We start from the raw sequence: 12,307 nt of genomic DNA, 5'->3' as shown, positions 1-12,307 counted from the left end.
GGAACAAACGAGCGTTATGTAATGAAAAACAATTGGATGGCACGATTCTGTTACAGTGCCCCACGTGATCCCCTTCTCGAGGCCGTTTTTACACTGGTTCTCTCGAAATTCGATGAGGGAGGGGACGAGAGAACCCGAGGACACAACGCTCGAGACCGATTCGGATGATGGTCACTAGTGCAACACCCTATATCAGAACAGGTGTTCTCTATAGCTGAACGCCCTTCGAATCGGACGGGGACGGTTGCGGTGTCCCAATGGGGCAAATATCGAATCTCGGACGGCGACCAGCAGGCGGTGATCCGAAAGTGCGGTTTGTACATACGACCCGCCGTTCGGGAATGATGAACACATAGATATTTATAGGAAACGTCTACTAGCCGTTGTATGGGCAAGCGAGCGAACAATCCGGTCAAGTCGGTTGTGACGACGTTTGACATTCTCCAGACGCTGCGTCGGCTCGACGGGGCCGGCGTGACCGAACTCTCGAACGAACTCGATCTCCCGAAAAGTAGCGTTTACAACTATCTCAGCACGCTCGAGCAGGAGGAGTACGTCGTCAAGGAAGACGGAACGTACCACCTCGGGCTCCGGTTTCTCGATCTCGGTCGGTACGTCCGCGAGCGCGACGACCTCTACGAGACGGCCCGACCCGAGATGGAGTCGATCGCCGAGGAGACGGACGAACTCGTCAATCTGCTCGTCGAGGAACACGGGCAAGGCGTCTACGTGTGCCGGGTTCGCGGCGACCAAGCCGTCAACGTCGCCGCGGGGACCGGCCACCGCGTCGCGTTGCACAACACGGGCCTCGGGAAGGCGATTCTCGCGTACCTACCCGAGAACCGCGTCGACGAAATCATCGATAATCACGGGATGTCGGCCGACACCGAACACTCGATCACCGATCGCGGGGAACTCAAAGACGAACTCGCGGAGATCCGCGACCGCGGCGTGGCATTCGATCGCGAGGAGCGTATCGGCGGCCTCTGCTGTGCCGCCGTACCGATTCTGGACCTCGAGGACCGACCGATTGGGGCGCTCAGCGTCGCCGGGCCGACGAGCCGGATGAAAGGGGAACGACTCGAGTCCGACCTCCCAGAACTCCTCAAGAGCGCGGCGAACGTCATCGAACTGAACCTCACGTACTCCTGACCGGTCGCTACGACCGCCTCGTCACCGTCCCACACAAACCATTGTTCAGCAATGGCGAACGGAGTGTGGCGGTCGATGTCATGCGGCTACGCTGTCTACCGCCGCGCTCTCGAGGGTCCCGCGATCGACGAGAGTGGCGACGTGTCCCGACAACGGATATGCGTGGACGATATCGAACCGCTCCGAGGCCGCCGGTCAGAACGCGCTGTCCGAGAAGCCGCCGTCGACGGTGACGACCTCGCCGGTCACGAACGAGGCGGCGTCGCTGGCGAGGAAGATCGCCGGGCCGACGATCTCCTCGCGCTCGGCAACCCGGCCGATCGGCGTTCGCTCGTCGATGCGCTCGCGTTTCTCGGTTCCCTCGGCGTACGTGTCCGCGTTCTGGGGCGTGATGACGAAGCCGGGCGCGATCGCGTTGACCCTGATATCGGGCGCGAGTTCCTTCGAGGCAGCGCGCGTGAAGGCTTCGACGCCGCCTTTGGCGGCCGTGTACGCCGGCAGGTTCGCCATCGAGAGCTGTGCTGTCAGCGAGGAGATGTTGATGATCGACCCGCCTTCGTCCATCGCCGGGGCGAAGGCCTGGGTCACGCGGCGGACGCCGTCGAGTGCAACGTCGGTGACGAAGTCCCACTCCTCGTCGGTGATGTCCTGGACCGAGGCCCGGGAGATCGCCCCCTGCGACGCGACGACGACGTCGATGCCGCCGAGTTCCTCGACCGCCGTTTCGCGGACGGCCTCGAGCGAGTCCGGTTCGGTGACGTCGCAGGTGATCCGCGCCGTCTCGACCCCTCGAGCTTCGATTTCGGTTGCGGTTTCGTCGACTTTCTCCTCGCTGCGGCTCGTCGCGATAACGTCGGCACCCTCCTCGGCGAAACCGAGGGCGATTGCCTGTCCGATCCCGCTTGTTCCGCCGATGACGACGGCTCGTTTGCCACTGACGGTCACCGGGCTATGTTGGTACTCGACCATACCGCAAGCGAGACCGTCCGCCCTCATTATGTTTGCCCTCTCGAGCGAGAGCGATCAGCCGATGAGGAATCCCGCAGAATTATAACTGCGGACGAACGAGACGGTATCATGCGCGGATTAGCCAAAACCAGTCGCAGCCAGGGAGCCATGGAACTCGTCGATCGCGAGCGGCCCGAACCCGAACCGGACGAGGCGCTGATCGAAGTCGACTACGCGGGTCTCTGTGGGAGCGATGCGGGGATCTACGAGTTCGAGTCGGCGTTCGAGCGGATGGAGTTGCCGACCGTCATCGGCCACGAGTACTCGGGTCGCGTCGTCGAAGTCGGCGACGCCGTGACGAAGTTCGCGGTCGGCGATCGGGTGGTCGAGCGTCCGATCCGCGGCTGTGGCGACTGCTACCAGTGCGAGATCGGCGAATCGAACGTCTGCCAGAATTCGGTCATCACGGGCGTCGACCACGACGGTGCCTACGAGCCCTACGTCGCCGTCCCCGAAGACGCGCTCCACGCCGTCCCCGACGGCGTCGAACAGCAACACGCGGCGATGGTCGAACCGACCAGCATCGCTACCCGCGCCGTCATCCAGAACTCTCGCGTGCGCGCCGGCACGCGAGTCCTCGTCGAGGGACCCGGTCCGATCGGCCTCCTCACCGCCCAGGTTGCCCGCGCACAGGGCGGTGAAGTCGTCGTCAGCGGCGTCGGCCAGGACGCCGACTACCGCCTCCCGCTCGCCGAAGAACTCGGGTTCGAGACGGTCAACGTGGCCGACGACGACCTCGACGCCGTCCGGGACGAACTGACTGATGGCATCGGCTACGATGTCGTCTTCGACACGACGGGACACCCGTCGGGGCTGCCGTCGGCCGTCGACGAGGTCCGGAAGGGCGGCCAGATCGTCCTCATCGGACAGACCGGCGAGACATCGATGCCCTACTCGCCGCTCGTCCGCTCGGAGATCGACCTGCAGTGTTCCTACGCGTCGAAGTACGAGGACTTCGAGAACGCGCTGCGCCTGATAGACACGGGCGACGTCGATGCCGAGACGTTCATCGACGATCGATTCAGCCTGCTCGAGGCCGACGAAGCGTTCGAGACCTTCATCGAGGGCGGGACCTGCAAACCGGTCTTCGACGTGTCTGCCCTGCGAAACTAACTAGCTCGCCGATATTTTTCTCGGCCGGCGACCGTTGCAGACGGAAGATTTAGTAGTGCCTACCGTAATTCATGACTGTCGATGGATTACAGACAGCTATCCGACCCGAACGCAGAGTATACGATGCGGGACCTCTCCGCGGAGACGATGGGCGTTTCCAACTCACGCGGGCCGCGCGATGTCGAGATCACGGACGTACAAACGACCATCGTCGACGGGAACTATCCGTGGACGCTGGTCCGAGTCTACACCGACGCTGGCCTCGTCGGCAACGGCGAATCCTACTGGGGTGCCGGCGAACGTGAGATCATCGAGCGGATGGCCCCGTTCCTCGAGGGCGAGAACCCGCTCGATATCGACCGTCTCTACGAACACCTCGTCCAGAAGCTCTCCGGCGAGGGGTCGATCGCCGGGAAAGCGATCTCCGCGATTTCGGGCATCGAACTCGCACTGCACGATGTCGCCGGGAAGATCCTCGACGTGCCGGCCTACCAGCTCATCGGTGGCAAGTACCGCGACGAGATGCGGATGTACTGTGACTGCCACACCGAGGACGAAGCAGATCCCGACGCCTGCGCCGACGAGGCCGAACGCGTCGTCGACGATCTCGGCTACGACGCCCTGAAGTTCGACCTCGACGTTCCCTCTGGCCACGAGAAAGACCGCGCGAACCGCCACCTGCGCGGCCCCGAGATCGAACACAAGGCCGAAATCGTCGAGAAGGTCACCGAGCGCGTCGGCGACCGCGCCGATGTTGCCTTCGACTGCCACTGGTCGTTCAGTTCCGGCAGCGCACACCGCCTCGCGGATCGCTTAGAGGAGTACGACGTGTGGTGGCTCGAGGACCCGATCCCGCCGGAGAACCACGACGTCCAGGCGGAGGTCACCAAGCGGACCTCGACGCCGATTACGGTCGGCGAGAACGTCTACCGGAACCACGGCAACCGCCGCCTGTTCGAGGAACAGGCCGTCGACATCGTCGCGCCCGACGTGCCCCGCGTCGGCGGCATGCGCGAGACGCGGAAGATCGCCGACCTCGCGGATATGTACTACGTCCCGGTCGCGATGCACAACGTCTCCTCGCCGATCGGCACGATGGCCAGCATCCACGTCGGTGCGTCCATTTCGAACTCGCTCGCCGTCGAGTACCACTCCTACGAACTCGGCTGGTGGTCGGACCTCGTCGAGGAGGACATCATCGAGGACGGGTACGCCGAAGTGCCGGAGAAGCCGGGCCTCGGGATCACGCTCGACCTCGACGCCGTCGAGGAGCATTTGGCAGACGGTGCCGAGATGTTTGACGAGGCGTAAGCCGGAGTCGAACTTACCGAGCAAAGTCCGAGTCGTTCGATGAAGCCAGCGCTTCCGTGCTCGCAAGTCGGAGCGTTGCGTCGGTTGACGAGGCGTGACCTCGAGCGGGTCGTCTGCGTCACGAGCCGAAACTGAATCGGCCGTCAACGACGAGTGCGAGGGTCTGTCCCACTACTCGCCTTCGCACCGATTACTGTTCTACCAGCCGACGGGCTGGGCCTGTACACGAGAGAGCGCTGTTGCTGCGCTCGGACCGTCGAGACGACGAGTAGTGACCTCAGATAACCATGGGAGATACGCAGTTTTATATTCCAGTGGTAGCATGGGCTCCCATTGTTGACAATGATAATTAGGTGGGAAGAATCGATAGATAGACATATATTACGGAGATCACAGCAAGCGGTGCGCCCGGACTCGCCGGCGCGACGGCAGACGAGGAGTTCATCGCGACGACCGAGGGTGTTCCCTCTGTCAGCGACGGCGATCGAGTCACCGTCGAGTTCCCCGAAGCGGCGATCCATCTCTTCGACGCCGAGAGCGGAGCGGCGGTGAAGAACCGTCGACTGGCGTTTACCGGGACGGCCGACGGCGTCCTCCCGTAGGCGAATCAGCGTTTTCGAGGACGGGTCGAAAAAGGAGTGTGACTGCGGGACAACTACGTTTCGAACGCGACGAGACGACTCAGGCGAGCGGGAGGATCGTCGAGAAGATGAGCGTGCTGAGCAGGCCCGTGAGCCCGATGAGAGTCGTCGCGACCGTCCACGTCTTGAGCGTCTCTGCCTGCGTGAGTCCGCCGATTTCCTTGACGATCCAGAAGCCGGAGTCGTTGTACCACGAACAGAACGACGCGCCAGCGCCGATGGCCATGACGAGGTAGGCGACGTTGACGTCGAGGCCGCTCGCGAGCGGGGCCATGATCCCCGCGGTGGTGACGATCGCGACCGTCGCCGACCCTTGGACGACGCGGACGCCGGCGGCGATCACCCACGCCGTCACGAGCAGTCCGAGGCCGATCCCTTCGAGGCTGTCGGCGATGTACATCCCGGCACCGGCCGCCTGCAACATCGCACCGAACGCGCCACCGGCCGCGGTGATCGCGGCAATGTTCCCGCCGCTTTTCAGTGCCTCCGTGAGTTCGTCGGAGAACGCGTCACTGCCGAGGTCGCTCATGCGGTAGTAGGTCAGCGCCGCGGCCAGGGCGGCCGCCGTGAGCGCGAGGTTCGGGTCGCCGAAGAAGCCGGTTATGTCCGTGATGGGTGCGTTCTCACCGACGAGCGTCTGTGCCGTCGTATCCGCGGTCACGAGGAGCACGGCAAGCAGGATCGGCAGCAGCGCCTCGAACATATTCGGCAGCGAACTCGTCGAAACTTCGTTTTGGGCCTCGAGTTCCTCGACGGTCGTACCCATCGAATCGCGGAGCGGAATATCGAGGCGGCGGTTGATCCAGTAGCCGTATCCCAGCCCCGACACGATCGCGGTCGGCATGCCGACGAGCACGCCGATCATGATCGTGCTCCCGAGGTTGGCATCGAACTCCTCGACGGCGAGCAGCGGACCGGGCGTCGGCGGCACGAACCCGTGCGTGACGACGCCGGCCGCACCGACCGCGACGATGTACAGCGTGTAGTTTTTCCCGACACGCGCTCGAGCGGACCGCGCGAGCGGCGCGAGCAGGTAAAAGACGTTGTCGAAGAACACGGGAATCGACATCACGAAACTGCTAGTGAACAGCGAGAGTTCCGTGTTCTCGTCGCCGAACACGCTCGTGAACCCGCGGACGATTCGGTTCGCAGCGCCGCTTTCGACCATCGCTTTGCCGATGATCGCGGCCATCAGGATCGGAATACCGATCCCGGCCATGTTGTTACCGAACGCCGTCGCGAACTCGCCGGGAACGCTGGCGAAGGCGACCTCCGGTGCGACGATCCCGACGGTAAATCCCGCGATAACGAGCGAGACAAACGCCGGCAAGTCGAACACGACGAGCAATAGGATGATTGCGACGATACCTGCGACAAGCGAGACGAGGGGTGCTTGCCCACCCAACTGCAATACAGTGCTATTGAGCATCACAGTCCGGTATAGATAACCGTTATATTTTATAGTTTTTAATGATTCCAAACTCGTGTAGCGAAATAACAACCCTAATAAAATCGGTTAAAGCTCCACAGCGGACGGTTGCGGGAGTAACGCTTCCAATCGTCGTCTCGAGCCCTACTCACAGTCGGTTCGGTCGGCGATTCCCACCCCGATTTCGCCAGCCGCGCTCCCGTTCTCCCCGAGCACGGACCCATCGAGCCGTCGGCCCAGGCCTCGAGTAACTGCGCCACCCGACTGAGAGCGGGACGCGGACCGAATTTGGACAGAGGAGCGACGACTGGGTCGGTTCGGCTGGCCGGGCCTCGAGATATCGGTATCGATTAGACTTCGATAACCGGGTTCGAGAGTTCGCCGATCTCGTCGATTTCGATGCGGACCTCGTCGTCGGGCTGGAGGGTAAAGCCGTCGTCGGGCACGAGTGAGGTGCCGGTTAGCAAGACGCCGAGTTCGGGCACCACGTCGTGATCCCGCCAATGTTCGACCAGTTCCTCGCAGCTACGAGCCATGTTGCCGATCGAGGTTTCGTCGTCGTAGAGCACCTCGCCGTCGCGGGAGATCTCCATCGACATCGTCAGTTCGTGGGGATCGCCGATCTCCTCGGCGGAGGTGACACAGGGACCGATCGAACAGCAGCGCTCGTACATCTTCGCCTGGGGTAGGTACAGTGGGTTCTCGCCCTCGATCTCGCGGCTGCTCATATCGTTACCGATCGTGTAGCCGACGATCGAGCCGTCGTAGAGGACGATTCCGAGTTCCGGTTCGGGAACGTCCCACGTAGAGTCCGCGCGGATCCCGACGGCCTCGCCCGGCCCGACCGTTCGGCTCGGCGTCGCTTTGAAGAAGATTTCCGGCCGATCGGCCTCGTAGGCGTGCAGGTACATCTCGGGCATCCCGCTCTCTTCCTCTCGGGCCTCCTCGCTGATTTCGTAGGTGACACCCGCTGCCCAGACCTCCTCGGGCACGACTGGCAGCGTTCCGTCGGAAAGCGAGTCGGGAGAGACCGTCGGTGCCTCGTCCGCGATCTCGCTCGCTAACTCGTCGACGCCGACGCCCGCGATATCCGCCGCCGCCGCGAGGTCCCCGAAGCTGTCCAGCCGCGGTTTGACGGCCGTCAGATCGAACGCTGTCCCGTCGTCGACAGCGATTAGTCTATACTGGTCGCCAGTCGATAGGCGCTGATACCGCATGCAGGCACCAACTACCTAAACCACTATAAATGTCCCGTCCCCGGCTGAGCCACCCGCGTCGAAGGGGCGGAACGGCAAGAATTATGAGCGAACGGGACGACGTACACACGTATGGCAGACCAGCGATTGAACTACGTGAGCGGCGAGTGGACCGAATCGCACACCGGCGAAACGTTCGAAACGATCGATCCCGCAAACCCCGGGGAGGTCGTCGCGACCTATCCGGAGTCCGATGCCGAGGACACAGAGCGAGCGATCGAAGCGGCGAGTGCAGCCAGCGACGAGTGGGGCTCGACGCCCGGCCCCGAGCGCGGCCGAATCCTCGCGAAGACCGGCTCGCTCCTCGATCAGCGAAAGGACGAGCTGACCGAACTCCTCGTACGGGAAGAGGGCAAGACCCGAAGCGAGGCCGGCGGTGAAGTACAGCGCGCGATCGACATCTTCCACTACTACGGCTCGAAGGCCAGCGACATCGGCGGCACGGTCAAGAGCTCGAGCGCTCGAGACACGAACCTCTATACGAAAACCGAACCCCTCGGCGTCGCGGGCCTGATCACGCCGTGGAACTACCCCATCGCCATCCCGGCCTGGAAGATTGCGCCCGCCCTCGCCGCGGGCAACGCGGTCGTCATCAAGCCCGCGACGCTCGCACCCGGCGTCGTCCACGAGATGGCCAGCGCACTCGAGGAAGCCGGCCTGCCCGACGGCGTGCTCAACGTCGTCACCGGTCCCGGCAGCGAGGTCGGCGGCACGATCGCCAGCCACGAGGACGTCGACGCTATCTCCTTTACCGGCAGCACGGCGGTCGGGAACACCGTCTACGACACCGCGACCGAGGACGGCAAGCGCGTCCAGCTCGAGATGGGCGGCAAGAACCCGACCCTTGTCAGCGACACGGCCGATGTCGAGGAAGCGGCCCAGATCGTCGCCGACGGCGCGTTCGGCGTGACCGGGCAGGCGTGTACGGCCGCCTCCCGCGCCATCGTCCACGAGGACGTCTACGACGAGTTCGTCGACGCCGTCGTCGACGAAGCCGCGGCGATCGACCACGGCCACGGGCTCGACGACCCCGGCATGGGCCCCCACGTCAGCGAATCCGAACTCGAGAGCACGCTCGAGTACGTCGATATCGCCCAAGAGGAGGGCGCGACCCTCGAGTTCGGCGGCAGCGAACTCGACCGCGAGGGCTACTTCGTCGAGCCCGCAGTCTTCTCGGACGTCGACTCCGAAATGCGTCTCGCACAGGAGGAGGTCTTCGGACCGGTCCTGGCGGTCATCCCCGTCAGCGACTTCGACGAGGGGCTCGCCGTCGCCAACGATGTCGACTACGGGCTCTCCGCGAGCGTCGTCACGGACGACCACACCGAAGCCAACCGCTTCGTCGACGAGATCGAAGCCGGCGTCGTCAAAATCAACGAGAAGACGACCGGCCTCGAACTCCACGTGCCCTTCGGCGGCATGAAAGACTCCTCGAGCGAGACCTACCGCGAGCAGGGCGACGCCGGACTCGACTTCTACAGCATCAGCAAGACGGTCTACGACAACTACTGATCGGCTCCCCCGCTCGAGTCGCAGGCGAGACGTTCTTTTTCAGCGATCGGGTATCGATCAGGTGGCGCACTGAGTGCATGAGAGAACGGCGTCCAGTATCGCGCCACACCGAGTGAGGGCCAGCGGTTCAGCCTTTCGACCGCCACCAACCGGCGTATCGTGCCGTCCAGCCACGTTTGCTAAGATCGGTCGCCCGTTATGTAATACTGAACAGCGTAGTGTGTATTCGGACTGACCACCGCTCCCGTCACACCCATAACGCTGTAATCCGTGTGGGTCGATACCAGCTCATTCGCCGAAAAACGGGCTCGAAACGGTGACTTCCGTCACGAGTCTGCGGGAGTAGATGGAAGCACTGACCCATCGATAGTGGTTGATCAGCGTCACGATCGTTCAGCAATTATTGATAGTCCATTCAATAGTATGTGGCCGCAAAGTGGGGTTCCGCGTCGAGAGCCCCCAAAAGCGGTAGTTTCCTCCGCTCGGAGCGGTGTGCTCTACTATCCACCGCACAGTTCTCGTGAACGAGCGTTTCCTATTACTGAACGGCGATCCGGCAGTGGGAACAGTCCGTTGGCGATAACCCCGTCGACGGCGAACCGCAACGCCAAATATTTATTTGGTCCCCGGGAGAGGTGACGAACATGACACCGACGATCACGAAAATCGAAAGCCGGGAGTTCGAATACCCCCTCGAGGACGTGGGGACCGACGAGCACGGGTTCAACCTCGTCTACGAGCCCGGCGAGACGACGATGCGGAAGCTCTTCGGGATCAAGATCTACACCGACGAGGGAATCACGGGCGAGTACGTCGGCGGGAACTCGCCGGCGGCCGCCCAGTACAACATCATCGCGAAGTACCTCATCGGCAAGGACCCGCTGCAGCGCGAAAAACACTGGTCAGAGGTCAAACGCGCGCTGCGGAAGTACGATCGGATGGGAATCGGCCCCATCGACATCGCGCTGTGGGACTTCGCGGGCAAGTACTACGACGCGCCGATCCACGAACTGCTCGGCACCTACCGCGAGCGCATCCCCGCCTACGCCTCGACGTACCACGGCGACGACGCGGGCGGCCTCGACTCGCCCGCCGCGTTCGCCGACTTCGCCGAAGACTGTCGCGACCGCGGCTTCGGCGGGTTCAAAATCCACGGCTGGGGCGGCGGCGACGACGCTCGCGATCTGACTCGAGAGATCGAGGCCGTGCGCGCGGTCGGCGACGCCGTCGGCGAGGACATGGATCTCATGCACGACCCCGCCTGCGAACTGGAGACCTTCGCCGACGCGCTCAAGCTCGGGCGCGCGCTCGACGAGGCGGGCTTTTTCTGGTACGAGGACCCGTTCCGCGACGGCGGCATCTCCCAGCACGCCCACCGAAAGCTCGCCCGGAAACTCGAGACGCCGATCCTCCAGACCGAACACGTCCGGGGGCTCGAGAGCAAGTCCGACTTTGCGGCCAACGAGGCGACGGATTTCCTGCGGGCCGATCCGGAGTACGACGCCGGGATCACCGGCGCGATCAAAGTGGCACGGATGGCCGAGGCGTTCGGCCTCGACGTGGAGTTTCACGCACCCGGGCCGGCCCAACGGCACTGTATCGCCGCCTGCCGGAACTCGAACTACTACGAACTGGCGCTGGTCCACCCCGACTGCCAGAACACCCAGCCACCGGTCTATCAGGGCGGCTACTCCGATCTGATGGCTGCGGTCGACGACGACGGCACCGTCCCGGTCCCCGACGGACCGGGGCTCGGCGTCGACTACGACTGGGGGTACATCGAGGAGAACGGGACCGGTAGCGTTCACGTTTACGAGTAGTCGATCGGATCGCCCTCGTCGACTCGATCCCTCGAGGCCTGAAGCGCCGTTTTCGATTCGTTCACCTCTTCTACTGACTGGTGCAGATCTCGATCGGTGAAGAAGGCAGAACCGCCGACGCCGACTCGTACCGCGGCTACCGAACGCCGTCATTGCCATCGTCACACACTGTCATCGGTCATTTTTTATCAGATCGGGGTATAGAGGGGAGCATGATCGATTGGCTCGACGAGTACGAGGAGCGGACGTGGCAGACGACCGAGAGCGGGACCGTCAAATACGCCCTGATCGGGCTCGGCTGGTGGACGATCGACGTCGCGCTCCCAGCGATCGAATCGTCGGACCTCGGCGAGGTCTCGGTCCTCGTCAGCAGTTCGACCGAGAAAGCGACCCGACTCGCGGACGAAAACGACGTGGCCCAGGGCATCAGCTACGACGAGTTCCACGACGGCGCGGCAAGCGACGCCTACGACGCGATTTACGTCGGCACGCCCAACGCCTACCACCTCGAGTACGTCGAAACCGCGGCCGAACTGGACAAGGCGATCCTCTGTGAGAAACCGATGGAGTCGACCGTCGAGCGCGCCGAAGCGATGGTCGAGACCTGCGAGAACGCGGCCGTCCCGCTGATGATCGCCTACCGCATGCAGACCGACCCCGCAGTTCGGCGGGCCCGCGAACTGATCGCGGACGGCTTCCTCGGGGAGCCGGTCTCGGTTTACGGCCACAACACCCAACCCCTGCTCGAGATGATCCCCGATCCGGACCAGTGGCGACTCGATCCCGAACTGAGCGGCTACGGGACCTCGGTGATGGACCTGGGGATCTATTCGATCAACACCACCCGATTCCTGCTCGATCGCGACCCCGTCAGCGTGCAATCCGAGATGGCCTCGAACCACGAAGCGTTCGGGGACGTGCCCGACGAGCGGTCCTCGTCGCTGCTGCGCTTCGAGGACGACATCCAGATGACCTCGACCTCGAGCCAGAACGCCCACGAGGATACGCACCTCAAGATCACGGGGACGGACGGCCAGATCGCTGTCTCTTATACACATCTCTGAG

Annotated in this window: 8 protein-coding genes and 1 pseudogene; 6 read left to right on the top strand and 3 right to left on the bottom strand. The window is 63.3% G+C overall.

Features of this window, described 5'->3' with window-relative positions; translation table 11 throughout:
- Window positions 1-387 precede the first annotated feature (387 nt).
- Entirely contained in the window at window positions 388-1,152 is a 765-nt protein-coding gene (locus tag C489_RS17935; protein WP_006432763.1) for an IclR family transcriptional regulator, read from the top strand.
- 195 nt (window positions 1,153-1,347) lie between these two features.
- Here C489_RS17935 and C489_RS17930 read toward each other — a convergent pair whose 3' ends face one another.
- On the bottom strand, window positions 1,348-2,121 hold the full coding sequence (locus tag C489_RS17930; RefSeq protein WP_006432762.1) for an SDR family NAD(P)-dependent oxidoreductase: 774 nt from the start codon (window positions 2,119-2,121) through the stop codon (window positions 1,348-1,350).
- Window positions 2,122-2,229: 108 nt separating this feature from the next.
- Here C489_RS17930 and C489_RS17925 point away from each other — a divergent pair, with 108 nt between their 5' ends.
- Together C489_RS17925 and C489_RS17920 are read left to right on the top strand one after the other, a co-directional pair.
- A complete protein-coding gene (locus C489_RS17925; protein WP_006432761.1) occupies window positions 2,230-3,273 on the top strand; it encodes a zinc-dependent alcohol dehydrogenase in 1,044 nt (347 codons plus the stop codon).
- 75 nt (window positions 3,274-3,348) lie between these two features.
- Window positions 3,349-4,584 carry a mandelate racemase/muconate lactonizing enzyme family protein gene (locus C489_RS17920; RefSeq protein ID WP_049891034.1) on the top strand — a complete coding sequence of 412 codons (1,236 nt, stop codon included), beginning with the start codon at window positions 3,349-3,351 and terminating at the stop codon, window positions 4,582-4,584.
- Between the two features lie 681 nt (window positions 4,585-5,265).
- Here C489_RS17920 and C489_RS17915 read toward each other — a convergent pair.
- Window positions 5,266-6,654, bottom strand: coding sequence for a GntP family permease (locus C489_RS17915; RefSeq protein WP_086009379.1), 1,389 nt, complete (start codon window positions 6,652-6,654; stop codon window positions 5,266-5,268).
- A gap of 350 nt (window positions 6,655-7,004) precedes the next feature.
- Window positions 7,005-7,871, bottom strand: coding sequence for a fumarylacetoacetate hydrolase family protein (locus tag C489_RS17910; protein WP_006432758.1), 867 nt, complete (start codon window positions 7,869-7,871; stop codon window positions 7,005-7,007).
- A gap of 111 nt (window positions 7,872-7,982) precedes the next feature.
- Between C489_RS17910 and xacF the strand changes: the two genes are divergently transcribed.
- The 3 genes and pseudogenes from xacF to gfo6 all read left to right on the top strand — a co-directional run.
- A complete protein-coding gene (gene xacF / locus C489_RS17905) occupies window positions 7,983-9,422 on the top strand; it encodes a 2,5-dioxovalerate dehydrogenase (RefSeq protein ID WP_006432757.1) in 1,440 nt (479 codons plus the stop codon).
- A 644-nt stretch (window positions 9,423-10,066) separates the two neighbouring features.
- Window positions 10,067-11,242 carry a mandelate racemase family protein gene (locus tag C489_RS17900; RefSeq protein WP_006432756.1) on the top strand — a complete coding sequence of 392 codons (1,176 nt, stop codon included), beginning with the start codon at window positions 10,067-10,069 and terminating at the stop codon, window positions 11,240-11,242.
- 212 nt (window positions 11,243-11,454) lie between these two features.
- Window positions 11,455-12,282: pseudogene (gene gfo6 / locus C489_RS17895) on the top strand (D-xylose 1-dehydrogenase Gfo6); the annotation flags it as partial.
- Window positions 12,283-12,307 lie beyond the last annotated feature (25 nt).

It is taken from the genome of Natrinema versiforme JCM 10478, from assembly GCF_000337195.1.
Lineage (GTDB): Archaea > Halobacteriota > Halobacteria > Halobacteriales > Natrialbaceae > Natrinema > Natrinema versiforme.
This window is presented reverse-complemented; position numbering and strand designations above follow the sequence as displayed.

What these genes read in the sequence shown, in the direction of transcription:
- C489_RS17935 (WP_006432763.1), top strand. Translation starts at nt 388, where the DNA reads ATGGGCAAGCGAGCGAACAATCCGGTCAAGTCGGTTGTGACGACGTTT.
- C489_RS17930 (WP_006432762.1), bottom strand. Translation starts at nt 2,121, where the DNA reads ATGGTCGAGTACCAACATAGCCCGGTGACCGTCAGTGGCAAACGAGCC.
- C489_RS17925 (WP_006432761.1), top strand. Translation starts at nt 2,230, where the DNA reads ATGCGCGGATTAGCCAAAACCAGTCGCAGCCAGGGAGCCATGGAACTC.
- C489_RS17915 (WP_086009379.1), bottom strand. Translation starts at nt 6,654, where the DNA reads ATGCTCAATAGCACTGTATTGCAGTTGGGTGGGCAAGCACCCCTCGTC.
- C489_RS17910 (WP_006432758.1), bottom strand. Translation starts at nt 7,871, where the DNA reads ATGCGGTATCAGCGCCTATCGACTGGCGACCAGTATAGACTAATCGCT.
- xacF (WP_006432757.1), top strand. Translation starts at nt 7,983, where the DNA reads ATGGCAGACCAGCGATTGAACTACGTGAGCGGCGAGTGGACCGAATCG.
- C489_RS17900 (WP_006432756.1), top strand. Translation starts at nt 10,067, where the DNA reads ATGACACCGACGATCACGAAAATCGAAAGCCGGGAGTTCGAATACCCC.